The organism is Lactobacillus sp., assembly GCF_014803895.1.
This window is the reverse complement of sequence record NZ_JAAVAU010000033.1, coordinates 23,991-46,379: the sequence shown is the minus strand read 5'-3', so window position 1 is coordinate 46,379 and position 22,389 is coordinate 23,991. Positions and strand designations below refer to the sequence as shown.

20 protein-coding genes are annotated in these 22,389 nt (G+C 33.9%); all 20 read right to left on the bottom strand.

From position 1 onward, the window contains the following. A complete protein-coding gene (locus tag HDR40_RS09685; RefSeq protein WP_290628167.1) occupies positions 1 to 231 on the bottom strand; it encodes a hypothetical protein in 231 nt (76 codons plus the stop codon). Between the two features lie 3 nt (positions 232 to 234). Further along, positions 235 to 996 (bottom strand): Dam family site-specific DNA-(adenine-N6)-methyltransferase, encoded by a 762-nt coding sequence (locus tag HDR40_RS09680; RefSeq protein ID WP_290628530.1) that lies wholly within the window; start codon positions 994 to 996, stop codon positions 235 to 237. 121 nt (positions 997 to 1,117) lie between these two features. Continuing rightward, a complete protein-coding gene (locus HDR40_RS09675; protein WP_290628165.1) occupies positions 1,118 to 2,059 on the bottom strand; it encodes an adenine-specific methyltransferase EcoRI family protein in 942 nt (313 codons plus the stop codon). A gap of 178 nt (positions 2,060 to 2,237) precedes the next feature. Then, positions 2,238 to 2,681 (bottom strand): hypothetical protein, encoded by a 444-nt coding sequence (locus tag HDR40_RS09670; RefSeq protein WP_290628163.1) that lies wholly within the window; start codon positions 2,679 to 2,681, stop codon positions 2,238 to 2,240. Between the two features lie 11 nt (positions 2,682 to 2,692). Then, complete coding sequence (locus HDR40_RS09665) at positions 2,693 to 3,130, bottom strand: hypothetical protein (protein WP_290628161.1); 438 nt, start codon at positions 3,128 to 3,130, stop codon at positions 2,693 to 2,695. Positions 3,131 to 3,225: 95 nt separating this feature from the next. Next, entirely contained in the window at positions 3,226 to 3,879 is a 654-nt protein-coding gene (locus tag HDR40_RS09660) for a hypothetical protein (RefSeq protein ID WP_290628159.1), read from the bottom strand. Positions 3,880 to 4,222: 343 nt separating this feature from the next. Beyond that, entirely contained in the window at positions 4,223 to 4,627 is a 405-nt protein-coding gene (locus tag HDR40_RS09655) for a hypothetical protein (protein WP_290628158.1), read from the bottom strand. After that, complete coding sequence (locus HDR40_RS09650) at positions 4,614 to 4,943, bottom strand: hypothetical protein (RefSeq protein ID WP_290628156.1); 330 nt, start codon at positions 4,941 to 4,943, stop codon at positions 4,614 to 4,616. Before HDR40_RS09650 ends, HDR40_RS09655 begins: the two co-directional genes overlap by 14 nt. Before the next feature lie 88 nt (positions 4,944 to 5,031). Then, a complete protein-coding gene (locus HDR40_RS09645) occupies positions 5,032 to 5,550 on the bottom strand; it encodes a hypothetical protein (RefSeq protein WP_290628154.1) in 519 nt (172 codons plus the stop codon). A 170-nt stretch (positions 5,551 to 5,720) separates the two neighbouring features. Further along, on the bottom strand, positions 5,721 to 11,861 hold the full coding sequence (locus HDR40_RS09640; RefSeq protein ID WP_290628152.1) for a YSIRK-type signal peptide-containing protein: 6,141 nt from the start codon (positions 11,859 to 11,861) through the stop codon (positions 5,721 to 5,723). A 43-nt stretch (positions 11,862 to 11,904) separates the two neighbouring features. After that, the gene (locus tag HDR40_RS09635; protein ID WP_290628150.1) at positions 11,905 to 12,714 is read right to left on the bottom strand and encodes a hypothetical protein; all 810 of its coding nucleotides are present in this window, start codon (positions 12,712 to 12,714) and stop codon (positions 11,905 to 11,907) included. Further along, complete coding sequence (locus HDR40_RS09630) at positions 12,711 to 15,434, bottom strand: FtsK/SpoIIIE domain-containing protein (RefSeq protein WP_290628149.1); 2,724 nt, start codon at positions 15,432 to 15,434, stop codon at positions 12,711 to 12,713. Before HDR40_RS09630 ends, HDR40_RS09635 begins: the two co-directional genes overlap by 4 nt. Next, positions 15,424 to 16,254 (bottom strand): hypothetical protein, encoded by an 831-nt coding sequence (locus tag HDR40_RS09625; protein ID WP_290628147.1) that lies wholly within the window; start codon positions 16,252 to 16,254, stop codon positions 15,424 to 15,426. The genes HDR40_RS09630 and HDR40_RS09625 overlap by 11 nt, the downstream gene beginning before the upstream one ends. Further along, a complete protein-coding gene (locus HDR40_RS09620; protein ID WP_290628145.1) occupies positions 16,255 to 16,815 on the bottom strand; it encodes a hypothetical protein in 561 nt (186 codons plus the stop codon). It lies immediately after the preceding gene. Continuing rightward, positions 16,805 to 17,473, bottom strand: a complete 669-nt coding sequence (locus HDR40_RS09615; protein WP_290628143.1) for a hypothetical protein — start codon at positions 17,471 to 17,473, stop codon at positions 16,805 to 16,807. Before HDR40_RS09615 ends, HDR40_RS09620 begins: the two co-directional genes overlap by 11 nt. Then, the gene (locus tag HDR40_RS09610; RefSeq protein WP_290628141.1) at positions 17,466 to 18,074 is read right to left on the bottom strand and encodes a hypothetical protein; all 609 of its coding nucleotides are present in this window, start codon (positions 18,072 to 18,074) and stop codon (positions 17,466 to 17,468) included. The genes HDR40_RS09615 and HDR40_RS09610 overlap by 8 nt, the downstream gene beginning before the upstream one ends. Positions 18,075 to 18,119: 45 nt before the next feature. Further along, complete coding sequence (locus tag HDR40_RS09605) at positions 18,120 to 19,331, bottom strand: phage tail tip lysozyme (RefSeq protein ID WP_290628529.1); 1,212 nt, start codon at positions 19,329 to 19,331, stop codon at positions 18,120 to 18,122. Positions 19,332 to 19,346: 15 nt separating this feature from the next. Then, positions 19,347 to 21,236: a hypothetical protein gene (locus tag HDR40_RS09600; protein ID WP_290628527.1), complete on the bottom strand. Its 1,890-nt coding sequence runs from the start codon at positions 21,234 to 21,236 to the stop codon at positions 19,347 to 19,349. Further along, a complete protein-coding gene (locus HDR40_RS09595; protein WP_290628526.1) occupies positions 21,236 to 22,099 on the bottom strand; it encodes a hypothetical protein in 864 nt (287 codons plus the stop codon). Before HDR40_RS09595 ends, HDR40_RS09600 begins: the two co-directional genes overlap by 1 nt. Next, the gene (locus tag HDR40_RS09590) at positions 22,092 to 22,382 is read right to left on the bottom strand and encodes a hypothetical protein (RefSeq protein ID WP_290628525.1); all 291 of its coding nucleotides are present in this window, start codon (positions 22,380 to 22,382) and stop codon (positions 22,092 to 22,094) included. Before HDR40_RS09590 ends, HDR40_RS09595 begins: the two co-directional genes overlap by 8 nt. Positions 22,383 to 22,389: the final 7 nt, after the last annotated feature.

Below are 22,389 nucleotides of genomic sequence, written 5' to 3'. Positions count from 1 at the left end.
TTACTTCTCCAGCTTCTTGTCCATATAGTTGTTAATGTCATCGGAACTACTTGATTTCGTCAACTTAACAATTGAACTAACTGTATCGTCTTCCAAAAGAAGTTTGTCTAATTCCTCATAACTCAACTCTGGAAAATATTCAGAAGCTACTATATTCAATAATGGTTTTGTCATCATTGCAAAATCCTTGTTAATTTTTTTAAATTTTTGTTGCTTTTCTTTTTCGTCCATTTTTTAACTTCTCTCTATTTCACGAATATCATAATTCGCTACAACCAAGTGCTCTGCACCAAGTTGAAATCTATTTTTGATATTCAAAGAATAATTTTTTCTGTATTCATCTTGAACATAAGGTGCATATAGCTCCTTAGTTAAATCAGTAGCAGCAATGATCATTAATGCTTTAGCAGATAAATTTTTAAAATCTTGTGCTAACTTTCGATGTTCATCTTCTTTAAAGTCACCAATAAACTGCAGGTTTCCATAACTTGAATATGTACAATCATATGGTGGATCTAAAAAAATAAAGTCTTTTGAACTTGCTTGCTCAAAAGACTTTTCATAGGATTCTTTATTAATTTCTGCTGTTTTTAGTAATTCATAATGCTCATCAGTTAATAAGGACGAGTTCAAATGTGCATACCAGCCATATGCAATATTGTACTCTCCCTTTTTGTTGTATCTAATTATTCCTGAATATGCTAAGTGATTGATAACGTAGTAAATAGTAGCAAAATCTAAGGTAGGTTCTGCTTTTCCATTAAACATATCTCTCACTCGATAATACATATCACTATTTCTTCTACTATCACCGCCCTCAATTTGTCTATTTTCTTCATATTCCTTTGATAAGTGAGAAATCTCATCTTTAACCGTAGGATAGTTGTTTACCAGATTAAGGTAGAACTTAATCAAACGATTATTGATGTCTCCTAGCCTCGCTTTTTTAGGCTGCAGTGCAAAGTACGTTGCTCCACCCCCCCAAAAATGGTTCATAGTATTTTTTAAATCTTGGTATATATTTCAGATAGTACTTCAACTCACGTTGCTTACCACCTGGGTATTTTAAAATAGGTTTCAATTATCTTCCTTTCAAGTTTTACTGTTAAAAAATTTATTATTTACTATCATTCAAAATTCTCTTGATTAAAATACGGGCGTATTTTCTTTTTCCATAAACAGCTAATCTTCCACCTTTTAAAGATTCCTTAGGAGCCACGTGTCTATCCAGACCTAAGATTTTAAATTGTTCAGGATTAAATTTATCCATAAAAGTTATTGGAACCCCCATTACTCCATCATAATTTCTAGGAATGTTTGCTACTCGACCCACTTCGATAGCATTGTAATTATCATAATTCGGATAATCATTAGGATTATAGTCTTGCTTTAATACTAATTTCTTGTATCGCTGCAAATAATTAACATTAGTAAACCACCTGACCCCAGTAACACGTATATATCCGACACCATTAGCATCCCTTCGACTTCCATAAGCAGCTAACGGATAATCACTTGGAACCTTAAATTCTCTATCACTTGAGTGAATACTAGCACCTAACCATAATTGATTTTTCAAAATCAAAGAAAATACTTCTTTATAAGTCAAAGCATTAACATTGCCTAAAATAATAAATTTCTTCTTGTATTTACTTAAAATACTTAAAAATTGCCTAAACAGTGAAAAGGGTGGATTAGTAACCACTACATCTGCTTGCTTTAAGTAATAGATACTTTCATCTGATTTAAAATCACCATCGCCCTGTAAAGTTTGAATACTAGGCTTTAAGCCTTTTTTCTTATCCAAAACATACCCATGTTGATTTGATAAATGACCATAACTAATACATATTAGTCTCTTCAAGCTCAAACGGTTAAAGTTATCTAGAAAATATTTAGTAAAATTACTTTTTAACGAATCGTTACAGTTACAGATCACCACCTTAGCCTTTAATTGGCTTTTATAGTTTTCAATCTCAAGTTCTATATCATGATAAGAGGTATAGAATTCATCCTTTTTGCTACTCTTAGCATTACTCAAGTCTTTGCTGCTTCGCATATTTTTCTCCATATAAAAAAGAGATGCAATTATGCATCCCCTGTAATACTTCTATATTTCTAGATTTCTAGTTTGATTCTAACTTATATATAACATCTAAATAATTGAACTTTCTAACCATCCCAAATTCAAAATTATATTTTATCTAACATTAGCTTTCTTACTTTCCTAATCTTCATCATACTCCATTATATTCTGCTTCAATTTCTCTAATTTTATCGTATAGCTCAGGATCATCACGTCTTAAATAGTAGAGTGGTGGACGTTTTTTATTGATACTGCTTAAATCTAACTGCCGATACTTGTGAAGCTTCTTAGAACCCCATTTTCGAAATTCTGATACAATTTCATGCATAGTTTGCTCTAATACATTCCATGTACTTTTAGTTACATGTCCACTTTCATTCATTAATAAAAAATCCACTTCACTCAATGGCACTTCAATAATAAAGCTCCCTGTTATTAAGTCAAAGATAGCCATAGACTTATCATAATTGATTCCGTCGGTAGCAATTACAAACAGTTCTAAACCGTCAATGTTGAATACTTGACCATTCATATACTTCCAACCTTTATCAGTAATAACAGGAATAACTGCTATATTTTGATATTTATCATCCATATTTTTCCCTCTTATAAATTTAAATTTTGATTTTTAATCCTCTTAATTTTTTCATAAAGTTTAGGATCATCTTTATCTAGATAGAAAATTGGTGGTCTATCGTCTTTCATTCGATTCAATTCCTGTAGTCTTGCTTCTTTTACATCTTTACTATTGCGTGCTTTATACCACATACTGATACCAGTTATTTTCAAGCAAACCCTAGCCCAAGTATTCTCAGTTAAACCACCAGTCTTATTAATTATTGGAATATCCTCAGGAATTAAATTTACTTCATCAATCAAACTCCCAGTTTCTACGTCAAAAATAGCAATATATGCTATCTTCTTACTTAAATCATTAAATGCAACAAGAAATACTTTCAATCCCTCTGCATCAATAACTGACCCATCCTGATACATCCAACCTTGTTGAGTCTGCACAGGAACAACTGCTACCCTTTTATGCATTTCTTTACCTCCACAAGCCAATATTCAAAATTAATAAGTAACACAAAAAGGAATGCAATTCTGCATCCCTTAAAAATATTTATTTAGTTAATGAACTACAATGGGAATTTATTCCGAGTTTTTGCGAACGATAGGTAGTGTTTAGGATCTGTAATTTTCGCAATGGTAAATTTCAAATCATCAAAAACTACTTGAACCCATAAATTAAATAAGCCATCAATAATAATCGCTATCATCCAAATTCTTGCCATTGAAAGCATAAATGCTGAAGTACTTTGCCTAGTAATCAAAATGAATGCCAAAATAGTCAAAACAATGTTAAAAATCCATGCACCTTTAAATGAACGAATGTCTTTACTAGTACTTGAACTAGCAATTACTTGCTCAAGTTTAGCTTTATCCTCAAAAAAATGCTCACCTTTTACTGGCCAATGGCCCCAAAAAGTAATTACTGAAAATCTAGTTGATCTAATAATTGTTAGGATGATTAATGAAAATACTACTGTTACAACCATGCAAGTTAGCCATAGATAAAGCATCATGTTGGTGATTAGTTGCTTTTTACTCAAAACTCCAGCTTTGATTACTTCAGGACTTAGTTCTAAAAATAGCCATATTCCGATAAAAACTCCAATAAACTGCAAAACATAATTAGTGTATCTCACAAATTTATAATGCTTAGTTAGCCTAGCCTGTTTTGTATTCATTACTGGCATGGGTACGTAGATTATCTCTGATTTTTCTTCCACAAATTTTTCCTCATTTTCCTTCAAAAATTCTACTAATGAAAAGTTTTTCAAGATAATGTTGCGCACACTCTTGTTTATCTTGGGTTTTCTCATACTTTTGCATATTTTTCAAACTACACCATTCCTATCCAAAGAATCCACCTCTTACCATTCTTATCAGTAACTTGACTACCTGAAGGTAAAACTTTAAGTTCTTTAACGCTCATACCCAAAAATTCTGCTGTCCATCTATACTTTCAAAGAATTGCGAAGGCATATTAGCTCCAACTTCACCAAGATCATATCTAATAATTTTTCACCATTCAACTTTCTAATTCATAGTATCTAGTGCTCTAAATAACTCTTATTTAGCTATCACATATGGTCGTATACTTAGCCATAAAAACGCATGTCTAAAAATACTACCATTACGTTCTTTATGTATTACTTTCCAACCACTTTTGTTAAGCAATTCTTCAACAGCTTGTTTATCACCAGTTTTGTTAATTTGATTTAAATCACCATCAAGATATATAAATAATCTATCCATCATTCTTTTTCTAACATAATCGCACATATCCCAAAAATCCATATACTTTCCAGCTAGAGATATCTTATGAACATCATCAATATAATCATCAATATAATCATTAATGATTTCGCTAACGTCGTCTGAGTATTCATTGTAAAGCCTGTACAGTGACATACGGCTTGGGCCATTATCTACAATTTCATTTGGTTTCATCACACTCATTTTATTTTTCACCATTCAACTTTCTAATTTCTTGATTCATTGCAATCAACGATTCGTTTACATAAGCAAGTTCATCTTCTGGTCTTGCATGTAAATTCTCAGTATCCATGCCTAAAAAATAAGCTTTTTCATCACCAGTATAAACTAAATGATTCATGAAAGAGATACTGCCAGCTGCACCATCTAATTCAAGATATTTTTCAGCCAAATCCAAAACATCAAGATTTTTAACGTCTTCAAAAATTTTATCACTAGGTAATACTTCGATATATCCGCAATAATATTCTCTCTTTAATAATTTGTGATCATCAAAAGGAATATTTAAAGTCATTTTTTTGATAATGAATCTGCGTTCTTGATATTTAAGGCTTTTAACACCTAAACAGGATGCCTGCCAGCATCCTGTTTTTTATTTATTACTACTTTTTATTACCTTTAGAAGATTGATTATCAAGGCCGTATTTTTCCATGAATAATTCAATACCATCTTCAGTAAGATAGCTATGTAATTCTCTCAATGTTGAAATACTTCGTGCTTGCTGAAAGACTGCTCCTCTATCTACACCATTATATTTGTCACTGTTAGCAACTAACATGACAAGCTTATCTATCATCTTTTCCTTTATCTCATCTTCATTTTGACGATACTCAACCTGACTCAACATAAAGTTATCGTTATAATTTTGATTGATATATTCTTGAACATTATTATCAAGTGTATCTTCATCAGTATCTGGATAATATTTAAGAAACTCTTCTGTTGCTACACCACTTAATGCATCAACAATTTGAGATGGAACAGTAGGATTAATATATTCCTTACTTAATCCATTTTGTTGAAGATATTCTTCTTGCGCTCGATTTGCTTTGATTTCTAAATTCTTAGTAATCAAAACTTTTGCATTTCTTTTTATCTCAGCCTTTTTTTCTTCTGACATGATTTTTTCCATACTTTCTTACAAAAATCAAAAACTCCCTAACGCCAAAATATCGACATTAGAGAGCTTTTTCTAATATTGTGTTTACACTATAAGTTAATCAAGCTTACACCATCTAGGGAAGCCCTAGATACGTAATTCTTTCGTTAACAAATATTTTTTCATCTTAATTAGTCTTCTTTCTTCTTTTTACCAGCACCTAATCCGAAGACACCAGCAATTCCAGCAACCGCTGCACCGATAATTCCTAATTTACTTTCGTCTTTAGTACCGGTTTGTGGTAATTCATTTTCTTTAGGCTCAGTTGGTTGTGCTTGTTTTTCAACTTTAGGAAGAATGATTTCAACTTTCTTCTTAGTAGGTTCAGTTTCTACCTTTTCCTCAACTGGTTCAGTATTAGTAGCAATTTTTTCTACCGTAGGCTCAGTAACTGGTTCTTCTACAGGCATAGTTGGTTGTTCAACTGGAGTAGTTGAAGCTTCACTAGGTTGAATTGGCTCACTTGGAACCATAGGTTCAGGATCCTTCACATAAGTTACAGTAAAGGCTAAGTTTCCACTATTACTATCAACGGTTTGTGCATCAATAGAAGCCTTATCTGGACTGTAACCATCAATTGTAGGTGATTCTACAGCAGCAAATGTTCCGTTAACTGGAGTATAGTTGTTGTTCCAAACAGTTTCACCAGTCACCAAATCCTGAGTACCTTCATCAGTAAAAGTAATTGGAGTTGCTTGATAATCATCAAGGGCTTTAGATCCATCTTGATATACATAGTGAATAACTTCATTTGCAGTCGTTGAACGACTAACTGTTCTAGTTCCATGAGCTAAATGAACAGTAAAGTTGTTGGCACCATCACCATAGGTTTGATTCTTGAAATCATTTGAAACTAAGACGTAGCCCTTACCTTCATAATCTTTGATAACAGTATCAACATCTGGGGTAAACACGATAGTATCGGCATATTTACCATTGGTAGTAACTGATTGTAGATTTTGTCCCGTAGTGTCATCAACATAAGTTAACTGAGCACTTTCTGGATTTGCTACATAGTTGATAGTTGCCGTTTCAGTAGTATTCTTTGGAAGCAATTTACCATTTTCATTAGTAAATTGTTCTGCCTTAGCAGTAGGAACACCATCAACTAAAGTAATAAAGTCTTCAGGCTTAGCTGCATCAATTTGTGCAGTGTATCCAGTGACCTTATCACCCTTATCTTCTGTAACTTGAGCAACTGACCAGTCACCGAAAGTATATGCCTTAGTTACTTGGTCTTGCTTACCAGTACGAGTGATCACGTAATGTTGCTTGATTTCTTTTGGCTTACTACCAGGAATATTCTCAGTAATTACACGATCAAATGTAGCATTCAAAATACGATTATCAGTTACATCTGAGATACGGTGCTTTAAGTGAACATTGTAAACTTGGTCTACTTTATCATGAGCATCAAATTGGACTGATTTACCGTTAGTATCATCGCTCACCAAATCATAGCCCTTAGCAATGTAATCCTTGATTGTATCAGCCGTAGTATAACCGGAATCACTATTTGATTTACCTTCTAATCCCTTAGAAGCAAGAGTCTTATTATCAGTATCATCAATGTAATTTACAGTAGCTTTTTGAGTATTAGCAGTGTAGCCTAGTTCAATATTTTCTTTTACATTCTTTGGAGTAGTTGAATTGTTATCTGGATTAGTAAATACTTCTGCTTTAACTACTGGGGCACCATCTTTATTGATACTTGCAATATTTTTAGGAGATTGTGAAGTAATAGTAGTCGTATAACCATCTAATACGTCACCGACATCTTCATTAACTGGTGCAGTTGACCACTTGCTAAAAGTATATTCTTTGGTTACTTGATCTTGAGCACCAACACGGTGAATATCATAGAATTGTCTGATTTCTTTAGTCTTACCATCTGGTAGATTTTCAATAACTGTACGCTTAAATGTTGCAGTCAACATCTTTTGATCAGTTACTGGTGAAATATGATGCTTTAAATGAACATTGTAAACTTGATCTACTTTGTCATGAGCATCGTATTTAATTGATTTACCAGCAGTATCATCACTTACAAGGTCATAGCCTTTTTCTAAATAGTTTTTGATAGTTGGTTCTGTTGTATAACCGGAATCGCTATTTGATTTACCCACTAAATTCTTAGTTTCTAATGTCTTATTAGTAGTATCGTCAATGTAATTTACGATCACTTTTTGATTATTAGCAGTATAGCCAAGATCGACACTTTCAACTACGTTTTTAGCAGTTAAAGTACCATCGTTAGGATTAGTAAATGTTTCAGCTTTCACAATAGGTACACCATCTTTATTGATAGAAGTGATGTTACCTGGGGTTGCTGAATTAATTTTTGCAGTGTAACCATCTAATACACTTCCTTTGTCTTCATGTACTTGAGCAGTTGACCAATTAGTGAAAGTGTACTTCTTAGTTACTAAATCTTGAGTACCAGTACGGTTAATCACGTAATGTTGCTTAGTAGCACTTGATTTACCATCTGGAGTATGAGTTGTAACTGTACGATCAAAAGTAGCTGTCAACATTGTAGGATCTGTGACAGTTGCAATGTGGTGTTTGAAGTGAACTTCAAATACTTGGTCTTTATTATCATCGTTATCTAAGACAAAACCACCCTTAGGATAATTATTACTTACCACGTCATAATACTTGTCCGTGTAAACCTTAATATCATTTGTTGGATCATAGTTTTGCTTTTGGTCAGTAACACCTGATAAGTCTTTAGTGAATAATTTTTCACCATTGTTGGTATCATCATAGAAAATAATCGAAGCTACTTGCTTATCTGGAGTGTAGTTAACTTGAACTACATCTTTAACAGAATCAGCATTTGCTGGGGTAACAGCTTTAACAGCAATATTGCTATGGTCAGCGGTATAACCTTTAATAGTTGGAATTGTTACCGCAGCTAAGTTAGCCGTATCTCCTGGAGTCCATTTATCCCAAGCAATTTGCTTAGTTACTTCATCACGCTTACCTGTACGATTAAATGTTACGGTAGAAACATTATCATTTGCAGCTTTTTGTCCAGCCTTAACCCCACCTTTATAAGTGTAAGTTACTGTACGAGTTGCAGTGTGACTTTCATTTACTGGAGTAAGAACGTGACTTAAATCAATATAGTAAGTTTGATCACCCTCATCTGCTTTATCAAAGACGACTTTACCACCTGCAGTAGCAATATCATTTTTATCAAGCTTGTAACCATCTTTAATGTAAGCATTAATAGTTTCAGTTGGGTCATAAACACTCGTTGTACCAGATTTACCTTCTAAATCTCGAGCATCAAGTTGTTTACCAGTTGTCTTATCAGTAAAGATAACATGTGCTACTTGAGAATTTGCTCTGTATGCTACTTTAAAGTTTTCGGTAATGTTAGGAATCTTATCAGTGTTGTCATTATCACCTGTAAATTCTTCTTTAGTAATAGTCAAAGCACCTTTACCATTGGTATTAGCTAAACTTTTATCACCTTCTACAAGGTATGCGGTGTAACCATCGATGTATGGAATTTCTACCGCATCTACATTTGTAGTTGACCAAGGATTCCATTCAATAGTACCGGTAATATCATCTTGCATACCAGTACGTTTAATCTTGTAAGTTTTATTTGAAACTTGCTTAGTTGATCCATCTGGATTAGTAACCGTAACTGTACGCACTAACTGACCATTATTTTGAGAAACTTCTTTTTTAGCATGAACTAAATGAATAGTAATTTTATTATCAGTTGGCTTAACTGTACCAGTAACAATTGCTGGTTGATCACTTGCTAGTTGATAACCAGTAGGAATCTTATTAGCCACATAAGTATAATCAGTAGCAGTTTTAGCAATAAATGAGTCAGTACCTACTTCTTTTTGATTTGCTAAATCATCTACATAGCTAATAGGAATAGTTTGATTAGAAGCAACTACATATACATCAATATGATCTGTAGCTGTACCAGTAAAAATGTGATCTTCATTATCTGCTTGATCTGGTGCAAATTCGTAACCAGTAGGAACAGTAAACTTCACATTTGAAGTCTTGCCTTTTACTCCTTTAGTTATATCATTAGAAATATTCTGTTTCGTATCTTTATCAATATAATAGATTGGAGCATTAGCATAATAATTAACATTTACTTTTGTACCATCAGGTGTATAAGTAGCTTGATTAATTATTTTAACGTCACTTTCAGGTGTAATATCAGTACTGGTTACAATAAAAGGCTTATTATAACTTTTAGCATTATTATCAAGTTCAGAGTTTTTAATTTCTAACATTGCATAGTATTGTTTTCCCTCACTAAACTGCTTATTAATATCATCTTGCATTTCTTGACGGCTATTATAACCAAGTTTAGCTGGATCAATCACAGAACCTTCATAACTATTTATGAAAGCCCTCTTATTAGTTTCATCATAATTCGGACTAGACAACACAGTTTTAGAATTAAGTGACCACGCAATTAAATATGAATGATCAGTATTTTGATAAGAAATTAAAATCTCATCTGGTTGCAGCATATTATAAAGAGTATTAGCGTCTAAATCATCATCTACCTTTTTTTGATTAATACTTGGATTACCACTCATTGATGATATTTGCTCAGAAGTTTGATATAATTTTCCGTCTTTTCCTTTAAATACTTGCTTCTGAAAATCATATGCATGTCCACCATTTGCTGCATCTAAATCATGTCCATTAAATCCAGGCGCAATTTCCTTACCATCTTCATCAACTACACTACTTGTTATCTTAGCAACTTTTTTTACTGTACTATCTTGAATATTGTCAAGATTAGTCGTAACTGTATTGTTTAGCCATATACGATTATCAGTTGATGTAATATTACCTGTTAACGTATGATTATCAGAAGCAGTAAATACCTTCAAAGTATCTTCATCGGCACTATGATTAATATGATCCGTATAAACTTCATTATCAGGTGTAATTAAATAAGCATCATGAGTGTAACCCACTGGCATATCTGTAAACCCTTCATATGAATCAATACTTCTTTGTAAAATCACACCACCCGAGATATCATAATCAAAAGTAACCTCATCAGCAAATTGCGCTAATTGCTCAGGCGTTGCCGTAACATTTAACGTTATTTCATATCTATTATCATGCTTAGTGCTATCATAACCACCAATATTCCAGTCAGACCCACCACAAGCTGAAATGCTAATATCACCAGCTTTGAGACTGGTACCGTCATCTAACGCAACAGTTAATGGGTGAGTATGGAAATAGCCAGCTGAGGTAAGACTTTCACGATATTGATCAGTTTCAATTACTGGAATTGAAGCAAGTAGGATTTTTTTACCACTATTATCCTTTAAGACATCTGCATCAATTGTGCCACTACCAGTAACATCATAATATGGTTCATCTTGCTTTAATGTACGATTAACATCTTTAGGCATTGAAAGTGAAATTTTGCTGGAACTCGCTGTAGCCATAGTATTCGTACTGATTGTCCACCCTGCACCTGTTTTAATATAACCATATTGAGCTGGATCAATTTCAGTTCCATCAGACGTAGTAGCAACATTTTTAGTTACTTTACTTTCTACAAGTTCATTTTGAGATAAATTATCATTTGTTAAACTGTTACTTTTCAATTTTTTAATATCTACTGTATCTAAAGTATTAATAGTTTGTTCAGCAGAATTATTAACTTTTTTCTCTTCTTTTTTATTCAACTGATTAGAAACTGAAGTTGTAGTTTCCTTAGTTAAATCATCAACATTTGCCCCTTTGGCATCCGAAGACGGCATCAATGTTTGTAATTGCTTTTCAGCCTGATTATTTTGAATATCTTCTTTGAGTGCTACCTGAACTTGAGAATTAGCTGAAGATGACGCAGCATTTTTACTTTCTACGCTATCTTTTGTCACTTGAGAATTTGAAGTTTGTTCTTGAGTAGGAAGTTCTTGCGTATCTTGTTCAACTTGAGCAGTCGTATCTGATTGAGTCTGAGAAACTTCTGCAGTATTAGCTTCAGTTGTAGTCTTTGCTGAATTTTCGTTTTTAACTTCATTCTCAGTTTGAGCTTCACTTTGAGTTTTAATTTCTAAAGTTGAATTCTTATTAGAATCTGCATTTTGAGTAGCAGCATTTTCAGTCTGCTCTATTTGATTAGTATCTACAGTAGCTGCATCTGCCTGATTAGCAGTAGTAGCTCCAGCAAAACCCATTCCGATTAGTACGGAAGCTGCCCCAACAGACAACTTTCTGATTGAATAACGTTGTATTCTATCTCTTTCCATCTTTTAATCCTTTTCTTTAAAATTTTGAACATATAAAAAACGACTACTTAAGTGTGTAGTCGTTTTTTGTTAATTTATTTTGTCCATCATCATAGTGCCAAACATATACCCAACGATCATCAATCCATTCTTGTTCAGCAATCAATCGGTAATCTTTGTCATACATTGAGTATCTCCAGTGCAAATGATTATCTTCTGGAATCCAGACATTAGCTGTCCAAACAACATCTTGCTTTTCTGTTAAGTCTAAGATTTTAATTTCAAATTGATTCATCAAATTAGTGTTCAACCAACCATCAAAATCAATCAATAATCCTTTTTGACTTTCAATACCTGTAATTTGTGCACTAATTAAGTGAGTTCTATGTACTTGGTTCTTTTTAAAAGATCCTGGAATTTTAGAGTTTTTATTTTCCGGATAATTCATAGCAGCTACAATGTAGCTTTCTTGTTGTCTTCTAACTCCATTTGCATAACTTCCAGGAAACTTTGGAAACACCCCCCATTCATATCTACCATTTTCTTTGACCCACGCTTTTTGAAAAGCTGCTACATTATCGACTCCGTGTGAAAACAGATTGATGATTTCTCTGCTAAATTTACGTCCTTCACCTTTTTTAATATAAATTGCTGCAGTATGCCATTTATCAGTATGTTGCCAAACAACTGCACCTTTCATAACCTGACCTAATGCTAATTTGATACCATCAAGATTATTTATTCTGAAAGATACCACTTCATAAACAGGAGTTGGACCCTCTTTAGCAAAATTAAGATAATGTAGAAATCTGTTCAATGCTTTTTCGTACGGTATCAGTTGACTGTACTGCCGTCCGAAAATATCTACCATCATAATTTATCTCCTGTTACACCATGTGTGATTGCAGCTACATTACTACCAGCACTTTTACGTGTTTGAGCAATATTAGCTGCTCTGATCATCTTGGCTTTACCTTGAGCTTCTCTCAAAGCTTGAGCAACTTTTTGACGTTTTTCAGCACTTTGATTAGGAGTAGAATTGAAAAATTCTTCATTATCAGTGAAAGCTTCAAGATTAGGGTTAGCTACCGCCCATTCTGGATAATGGTCAATTATCTTGATCAATTCATCTACAGGAGTTTTTACTGTCGGAATATTATTAGGCTTAGCATAACTTTCATCATTTGCTCCACTATCTTCTGAATCATCGTCCATTTCTTTCATGATTTGTTCTCTAGTGAAAACATAGTCATGATGTCCAAATCTCTTTTCTAACGAGTCATTTAAGGCATACATCGTATCATCTGATAAGTATGGTGCATTACCATGTTGAACATTTCTTGCACCATGCATTGCTGAATAAAATTCACCAGGTTGAGTAATCAAGTTAACTGCAACGTTGGAATCTGGCAATGCAATATCTGATTCGATCGGCTCAGCCACCCCTAAAGAAATACGTCCAGTAATGTTGGCCGTAATTCTACCAGGAACTTTTTCTTTACGTGCAGTCTGATTAGCTAAAATCATTCGAATACCAACAGATCTAGCCATTTTGGCTAAGTATTCAAATGCATCAGTCATACCCTTGTCAGCTAGTTCACTAGCCTTCAATTGATCATCAGTATCAGTCAAAGCAGAAAATTCATCACAGACAAACAAAATTTCATATAAAGCTTCATCCGGATACTTTTTATTAAATTCGGCTAACTTTGAGACCCCTCTACGTTTGAATAAGTCAATTCTTCTACGACATTCTCTAACCATGTGCTGAACGAGTGCACGAGCATATTCAATATCACCAGATCCATCCGCAGGTTGAGCATAAACAAAAGGATTAGGGTGATAAGACGGTGCATTAGGATTATCAGTTCTCATAAATTCAAACGAGTTACCTTTACCGTCAATATAAGCAATCCTTAAATGCTTAGGGTCGGTAACGCTCATGATTGAATAAAGAATATCCATGATCAATACGGTCTTACCAGTACCAGTTTTACCAAAAAGCATTGCGTGAGGATTTTTATCACCTAATACAAAGTCAATGACATTCCCCATCGCATCTAGACCAGCAGCACCAGAAATAATTTCTGATAACCCCTTTGGGCGTTTCTTGATCATTTCTCTAAAGTCAACTGGAATATTAACACCGTTGACCATTGTGACTAACAAATTACCTTTTTCAGTTCTAATAATTGGAATATCAGTAGTTTTTAACAAGTTGGCCAAACCTTCTTGAATCCTCTTCCAATCAGTTGGAATATTTGCAGATCTTGATAAGGTATAGCGATAAACTGCAGTATTACCACCAACTTCAACATCATTAAAACTGACATTGATTTTGTATCTAATCAAAGCATCAGTTACATCACTTATTCGGTCATGGGCTGCCTTAAGAGCCTTATCTTTTAACATTGCAACAGTTTCACCACTATCAGGATCAACAGGTTCTGGAACAACACTTAAATCTAAGTTTTGTTGAGCCTTGTACTTAGCAGTTGTAGATGAGGTATCTGGAGTGTATTTATTCTTAGCAATTGCAGTCATACGTTCGTATAAAGCTGCTGGAGTTAAGTGAATAAAGTAACTCAACATACCTCGATACATCTTTTTAATAGCTTCCCAGCTACCTTCACCACCAGTAGAAATTTTATGTTCATTACTGAATGGATTAAAGAAGATAGCCTGCCAAGAACCTAATTGATCACTAGCGTTGTATTGAACATCAGAGTCAAAAATATAACCACCTTTATCAGTATTAAGAACAGGATCCTTTTGGAATCTGATACTTGGAGCAGATAGCCTCAATCCTAATCCTTTTAACTGCTGTTCAATAACTTGATCCGTTGCAACTTCTCGAGAATTTCTAATGATTAGTTGAGCATGTCGCACACCATGTGCTGTTTTTACTGTTGCTCGTGTTTGTCTCATTGAAATAGCTGCAGCTTTAATTTTTTGAATACGTTCGGTACCACCTTGCCCATTGTCAAAAGGCTTACCAGTATCATCTATTCCTTGCAGCGCTTCAAAGTAACTATCACTTACATTTTCCTTGATTTTTGCTACATACAGTTTCGTCTGAATGTAATCAAAGAATGGTGTTTGATAACCTAAAAGATATTTAAAGCAAAGATATGGATAAAAAATTACAACTCTACAAATTATGTTAGCTGCTCTACTGAACTTGATACGCCAAATCAAGCTTTGCACCCAGATATAGCCTGCAGGTATCCAAATCAAAACAAAGGCTCTCAAATATACTGGTAACCAACTTGAGATAAATTTTATTACGAGGTGCCAGAATTTTGAGATACTTTGTAAGATCTTTCCAATAAATGCAAGCTTTAATAGTCTGTGTCCCCACAATTGAATAAAACGTACTATCTGATGCAAAAATGGAATATAGGTAAATAAAGCATAAATTATTGCTAAAATACCTAATCCAATTCCTACCTTGACAGTTACTTTCCAAATACGGTCAACATCTGCTTTTTCAAAGCTTCTATGAGCAAAATGAAGAAATATAAAGAAGCAGCCTAAAGCAATTGATAAAGGCAAGATCCAATAAAATATTGCATGAAGTATTTTAGGAGTCATTTCTCTTCACCTGCCTTAATTTCATTACATATTCCTTTAAGCCCATGCTCTTTACTTTTTTTGAAGTAAAGAAAACTATTGAGGGACTAGCCTTTACATTTGTGATATCAATACTGTTTTCAGAAAAAAGTTTTTGTAATTGACGATAACCTTTTCTAGATTCATATATTCCCACATACCCGTCTAATGTTTTTCCTAACAACAGTTCCGTTTTAGCCAAGGGAAGAGCTTTAGCAATTCCTTTTACTGTACGATGTTCAAACGGTACAGTTTTGACTTTCCCATCTAAAAAATATTTTTGAGGTGGTAATTCAGAGTCAAATATCAATTTAGGAATATGCTCTTCAGAATCTTGAATTTTAGCTTCAGGACTTTTAGATACTTCATTTGTACTTTCATCATTAGCTACGACCACATCAGGTTCACTGCTGATTGCAGTTCCATGCTTTTCAATAAAATCAAAATATGCTTTCCTTATTTTTCGATAGGCAACGCCTCCTTTAATGAGAAATATGATCCAAACAACAACGATTGGTAAAACAAACCAAATAATTCCCAAAATTTTGGGTAAATAATCATAGAATGCTTTAAACGGAGCATCTATAAAGCCAACTATATTACCTAACACTGGAATTTTTGGTAAGAAGTTTACCAATATCCAACATAGGATGGCTGTTAGCCAGGTGGCAATCACCGCTATAGTGACGATTAATATTTTTCCCCAATTTCTTGGTTGTCGGTAAAGAAATGTATTAAAAAACGCTTGTGAAATCACAAGCGCTGTTAAAATTATCCCTACCCTTAAAAGCAGTTCAATCATTTAATGTTCCTCCAAATTCTTGCTGTTTTTCAACACCTTTTCAAACTTAGAGGGATTATTATCTTTGCTAATATCTTTTACGACTGCGTGAGTTTTACTGGTTGGTTGTACATTTGCCGTCAAAGGTGTTGGAATTTTATCACCATCAACAGCAATTTGTGGCACCAATTGCAATAATTCACTTCTATTCTTTTCATCAAGTTTATTCACATTCAACATTATGTGATCTACTTTAGATTGTTGCTTAGAATACCAATAATCTTTCATCAGACGTGTTTCAACACTTTGACAAGCCGAGCAATCAGGTCGATACAAAACCAGCGTAAAGGGCTGTTTTTTAGCGAAATCAGACTTGATTGTTTTCATACCTTTTTCAGTACTTACTACAGCAGCAGAATATTTATTAGGCATGTTTACGGCATGAGTTTGTCTAATAAAACCTATGCCAAAAAGCACGATGAATATCCCTAACCATAAAATCATACCAGCATGAATTGTATCTTCATATTCCTTATAAAGCCCTTTTAGCTTTAGATAGTAAAGATTAAGCTTAGTCATCACTATCATCGCTCTTTTCGGTAAACACCAACTTTAGATTAGAAATCTTATTAGTTTTAAGATCATAAGTTAAATCATAGTAGTGAGTCGATTGTCCAGGATTATCTTCTGTATCTGTAGTCCAGCCGGTATTAACTACCTTAACTAAAGCTTGAACTGTAGAACCACTATTTTGTGTCATATAAGCACTAGCTTTATCAAACTCAGAATGTGATCCTAAACTCTTGATAAAGTTACCACCAGTTGAATCTTTACCGTCATCAAAAATGCTCTTGTTATTTCTGATACTTGCAGTAGTAATATCCTTAACTTTATTCTTTCGAGCTAAATAAGTTTTACTATTTCCCCAAGTGTAATAGTATCTAAAAAATTGATTAGATACTTTAGTTACCTTGTCATAGTTGGTATTTTGTACTGCAACACTTCTAACCGCAGGGTCTTTACTAGATTTAGCTTCTACAATCGTTTGATTAGAAATTGCTTGTACTTTATCTTTATATGCTGTTTGTGCAGCTTTAAGCTGAGTGCTACTTTGATTTACTTGTTTAAGCAATGCAACACGTGAATGATAAACATTTACGACACCGTAAATTGAAAAGACAATTACTGCAACACTTAGCACTGCTAATATTATTTGTACTACGGAGCTTTTTTTATTCATTATTCGTTGCTCCTTTCATATATTGTTCTAACTTCAAAGAGTTCTTCTTGATATCGTAATTTAAAACAAATAAATCTTGTCCAGGAATAGTCTTTGAGTTTGAATCTTGTAATTCAGGAGACACATAATCAACCACGATATATACGGGAACCGCAGTAGTGCTGTAATTATATTTACCAAACGTAATCAATACATCAGTCGTTTTTCCATGAGGAAAAGTTTGTTTTCCAGACTGATTAACAACTGGTTTATCTAATTGAATAAGCTCAGAACTAAATTCTTTACCCACTAACTTTGGTAAGGCTTTTGACAATTGTTTATATTCACTTTTACTTCCTGTTTCAGAAACATTGTAAGTAAGTGAAATTGCCGTTTGTATTTTCTTTGTTACTTCTTTAAGAGAGGACTGAACGTTAATGCCATCATCGCTCATTTTTTGCAGTTCTTTTTTTACTGAAAGATTTTTTGTTTTATTTTGATAACTTAAAGTTTCAGCTTCATTTTGTCGTATTTCTGATTGTAGCCTTGAAGTTTGACCATTAGACTTGACCACCAGGAAAAAGCCAGCAAAAAAAATAGCAATAACAACTAAAAACGTCACCCCTATCCATTTAAAATCTATCTTTCTTTCCATATGTTTTAACCATTATTTTTTGATTGGACGAGCAAAAAATGGCTCGCCACCCTTTTCTAATAAGCTTAAGAATGAATCATGGAAAGTACCTTCACTAACCCCGTGTTTAACACTAGTTTGTTGAATGACTTTTGTCTTATTACCTTTCCATTTTTCTTCTAGGATAGCCGTGTGTCCTGCATCGCCTCCACCTGAACCAGTATTAACAATTACAACATCTCCAGGACCAGCTTCACTTGATGAAATTTTCTTCAAGTATTTGTGTGAACCTTCCGCATCATCTTGCATCGTACGAGTGTACCATTGCATATCAGCAGGTACTTTATATCCTGCTTTAGCTAAGACTAGCCAAACAAATCCAGAACAATCAGTAACACCGTCTTTATCAGGATGATCAACAGACCCAATGTTAGAAACACCGTGTATTTGACCATAAGTAAAGTAACCCAATAAAGATTTAGCAATCTTAAGAATATTACCATCATTGTTAGACTCCTCTACTTTGGCACAAGGATTATTTTCTGCGTCCTTGTTAGCAACAGCATTGTTAATTGCAGTAAGATTGCCTGATAAAGCACTACTTCCTGAAAACTTAGATCCACCAAAAATTTGATAAGCTTTCTCAGCAGCGTCTTTTCTATCTTGAGAAGAAATTTCTTTTGCTCGTTCAGATGGTCGCTCATAGAGATTCATCCATGCAATCGCTGCTTCTCCTGGAGTACTACTTTTTGCCTGAGACATATACGCAGTAACTGTCCCCTTTTCTGACTTAATAACAAAGTCACCTTGGCTCTTTACTGACCAAGATCCATCAGATCCATTCAAATACTTACTATACGGGGTAAACTGGTACAAACCTCCCCCTCCTCCTCCATACTCTTTTTGGTCCAATACAAAACTTTTATCTTCAGCACCTCCAATATTACCAACAATTCCAGCTGCTTGAACTCCACTCATTCCTTTTTCTACCCAATACATAAAAACTTTTTTTGCCGTATCATACGCTTTAGTACCTTTTTTAGTCCATGATCCGATTGCACCTGAGTCAGTAATACTCATATCACTTGAACTCTCCGAATTGGTAGTTGAACTTTTATCTTGAATACATCTACTTGTAAATCCTTCAAAATTTGCAGATACATGCTCAGTAGATAAGATAGTTGCAACGTTCGCTAATAAAAAGCATGTCGCTATAAGCGACACGCTTTTCGCACTTAATTCCATATTCTACTTCCTTTTCTACAAAATGAGATGTGTATCAATCAAGGCACCAATGTGGTCTCGCCTACGATAAAAGTAGAGGATACCATCATTTGCTTGAATAAGTTGTGTCGCAACCGTCTGAGGTAAGGCTTGTTGCCAAGAGCTACTGAAATTTTGAGCGTCCTCTTCAGTAATTCCTCCTAATACAATCATGTCTTGTTGACTCAACCTACCACTAAAATTTTCGTAACTAATAGGATTGACTGGATTTTTTATATGCTCAAACACACTGATTAAGTTAATTCCTTTACTAGTCATTCTTTCTTTGTAAGGTATCAAACTTTCAATAGGTAATTTAACATTGTCTAATCCTTCAACAACAATAGTTTCACCAGGTAATGCTCTATGTGTCACATAAGCCAAAACATTTAAAAAAGTAATAGATGTCAACATAGGATCCTCGCCTAAATGTGATAAATCATAATAGATATTTCTATCTTTAGCTTTAAACACATTAGGTAGAGTAGTTGTTTTTCTAAAAATAGATGGATACGACGTGACTAATGTTTGCAACGTTTCATACATCAATTTGGCATCCCTACGCTCATCGGGACTGGAATTAGATGCACTAGCGACCATGTTATGCATGTTCAGCAAAAAATCATGAGGTGTAGGATAATCATCATGATTTTCTGTAGCCAAAATTCTTTGTGCCTTCAATGGCTCATGCTCAGGATCATCAGTATAAATACCATTACCTTTGGCTTTATAAATAAACCAATTACGTAATTCTGATTTTAAGTGTTGCTTAATATAATCATTGTTCTCAGCACCAGCTGCCATTAATAGCATTGTTGTTACTTTATCAAAATTAGCATTAGCATCTTGTTCAACAGTTTCCGGACTACCAAAGACTTCAAAAGGATTGATAGCTTCTTCTCGCATATCGAATACTAGACTATCAGTAGTTCGATAATCATTTTGAGAAAGAACTATATGATGAGTTCTACCACCGTTAAGATAATTACCATCTGCAATTACGTGAGCAATAGCCGTTCCTCCATTCTGCATAAAGGAACCACCTTCATATCCACCTATAGAGACAAATGGTTGTACATCTCCCATGTAAACAACAGCATTTTTAATATCACTAAAATCAATTACTGCTGTATTACGTCTTATCAGCGAATGAATATCATTACCAACCATAACACCATGCGAATCTGAAAAACCAACAGAAGGTAAAAACAGTCGACCTGCAGCAACTGTAGACATATCCGTATTGTGATAATGATCACCATGAACTGAAATCAATGATTCTCTCAAGGATTTTAATTGCTCACCAGTTCTACGTACTATCATCACACCACGTATACCATCATTTTTGTAATCCATTTTTAAATCATAGATTACTTGTTCTACAGCTTTAGGAGAATTAGCACGAACTATCAATAAAATATCTGAATCAATCATAGTATCATTTTTGGCCAAACCAGCAGATAAACGAATATCTTCAATACGAGCTGAATTTTTGGCCATTTCTTTAGCATCCCCATCAGTTGATGAAGACATAGTAGCTAAACTAGATGACATAGTTTTTCGAGTAATATCATCTTGAGTAGTTTTATCAACTCCTCTTTGACGTTGAATAAATAGAACTTTTCCACTTTTCAAATAATCGCTAGGAATAAGTCTATTTACCCAACCAACACCTGCTGGACGATTAGTACCATATTGAAATACTACATCGAATACTGCCATAACTTTTCTACCTAAGAAAATATAAGCATCAGTATCTATATAACCAAATGGATACATAAAACCTGTAGTACCTTTGAAATCTGTTTGTTTCTTCTTTTTAGCTTTAGGAGTTTTTTCTTTTACTTTACGTTTACTATGTTTTCTAAATTTTACTTTACCAAACACTATGTCCTCCCTTCACCAAAAATTTCTTTAAACGAATTTTGTAACTCTTCATCATGAAGTCTTTGATAACCAATGACTAGCCCTTTTTGATAAGCTGCTTCAAGGTTCTTAATTCTTTCTCTTAATAAAGTCACCGAAGGAGCATCAATAACATTTATGGTTTTAATCTGTTGATTATTAGGAAGATTAGATGTTAAAGAGTATTGCAAATCACGTTTTTTCCTCATAGCCGGTGTAGCATTTAAAGGCAATTGCTTTTTCTTCACAGTAGTTTGATCAACACTAACTACTGTCGATACTACTGTATTACTTTCAATATTTAGCAATAAGCTATTATCTGCTCTAGCCGCATCTTCTAGATCATTATCGAAAGTTACCGGACTGACTATGCCACGAATGCTATAAACCGCTAGATAGTGATATTTATTTTTATAATTAGTTTCAACAATATCATTTTTATCATCTAAAAAACGCCACCATTGTTCTTGATGACGTTTACCTTTGACTCCCCAACTATTAATACGGTTACGAAGGAATTTAGCACTAACTATTATTTGACTACCTTGAACAGGGTTAGTTAAAGCAGCATTTAAAGCTAGAAGTACAATCCCCACTGCCATAAAAATAGCTGGAATGATATTTTGTGCAAGTATAGCAACATCTGCAGCTTTTACAATTAGAAAAATCGTTACTACACCGACTCCTAATATAGCTACAGCAATCAAGAGACCACCCCAGGTTGTTACTAAGAAATCACCTAAAGCTCCTAGATGTTCAGAGATTGCCCCAACACGTTTTATTTGATTAATAGCTTTAGCCCTTAAATTAGTTCTATTACCTGAAAAGTCACTAAATCTAGCCATTATTAGCACCTAGTTTAAAGTGAGCAATTATAAAAATGATAACTGTAAAAATCAAACCAATACCGGCTAATGTTAAATTAGCACTGTCTGTATCGTTACTTCCAGCCTGAGGTAATTGCGTTAATTCATAACTACTTTGCTTTTTTTCTACATTTCCTTTTAGAGGAGCAAACACCTTCTTTTCTTTTTTTACTTGTTTCTTGTTTTTCTTGAAAGTTGCATCTTTAGGAGTACTTTCCAATTCGGATTCATCAACATCTGAAACTACATATATTTCATCCATACCACAT

Excerpts from the sequence above, each read along its gene's own strand:
- HDR40_RS09645 (WP_290628154.1), bottom strand. The coding sequence starts at position 5,550 with ATGTCAGAAGAAAAAAAGGCTGAGATAAAAAGAAATGCAAAAGTTTTG.
- HDR40_RS09675 (WP_290628165.1), bottom strand. The coding sequence starts at position 2,059 with ATGCGAAGCAGCAAAGACTTGAGTAATGCTAAGAGTAGCAAAAAGGAT.
- HDR40_RS09625 (WP_290628147.1), bottom strand. The coding sequence starts at position 16,254 with ATGATTGAACTGCTTTTAAGGGTAGGGATAATTTTAACAGCGCTTGTG.
- HDR40_RS09670 (WP_290628163.1), bottom strand. The coding sequence starts at position 2,681 with ATGGATGATAAATATCAAAATATAGCAGTTATTCCTGTTATTACTGAT.
- HDR40_RS09595 (WP_290628526.1), bottom strand. The coding sequence starts at position 22,099 with ATGGCTAGATTTAGTGACTTTTCAGGTAATAGAACTAATTTAAGGGCT.
- HDR40_RS09605 (WP_290628529.1), bottom strand. The coding sequence starts at position 19,331 with ATGGAATTAAGTGCGAAAAGCGTGTCGCTTATAGCGACATGCTTTTTA.
- HDR40_RS09590 (WP_290628525.1), bottom strand. The coding sequence starts at position 22,382 with ATGGATGAAATATATGTAGTTTCAGATGTTGATGAATCCGAATTGGAA.
- HDR40_RS09615 (WP_290628143.1), bottom strand. The coding sequence starts at position 17,473 with ATGAATAAAAAAAGCTCCGTAGTACAAATAATATTAGCAGTGCTAAGT.
- HDR40_RS09665 (WP_290628161.1), bottom strand. The coding sequence starts at position 3,130 with ATGCATAAAAGGGTAGCAGTTGTTCCTGTGCAGACTCAACAAGGTTGG.
- HDR40_RS09680 (WP_290628530.1), bottom strand. The coding sequence starts at position 996 with ATGAACCATTTTTGGGGGGGTGGAGCAACGTACTTTGCACTGCAGCCT.
- HDR40_RS09655 (WP_290628158.1), bottom strand. The coding sequence starts at position 4,627 with ATGGTGAAAAATAAAATGAGTGTGATGAAACCAAATGAAATTGTAGAT.
- HDR40_RS09685 (WP_290628167.1), bottom strand. The coding sequence starts at position 231 with ATGGACGAAAAAGAAAAGCAACAAAAATTTAAAAAAATTAACAAGGAT.
- HDR40_RS09635 (WP_290628150.1), bottom strand. The coding sequence starts at position 12,714 with ATGATGGTAGATATTTTCGGACGGCAGTACAGTCAACTGATACCGTAC.
- HDR40_RS09640 (WP_290628152.1), bottom strand. The coding sequence starts at position 11,861 with ATGGAAAGAGATAGAATACAACGTTATTCAATCAGAAAGTTGTCTGTT.
- HDR40_RS09630 (WP_290628149.1), bottom strand. The coding sequence starts at position 15,434 with ATGACTCCTAAAATACTTCATGCAATATTTTATTGGATCTTGCCTTTA.
- HDR40_RS09650 (WP_290628156.1), bottom strand. The coding sequence starts at position 4,943 with ATGACTTTAAATATTCCTTTTGATGATCACAAATTATTAAAGAGAGAA.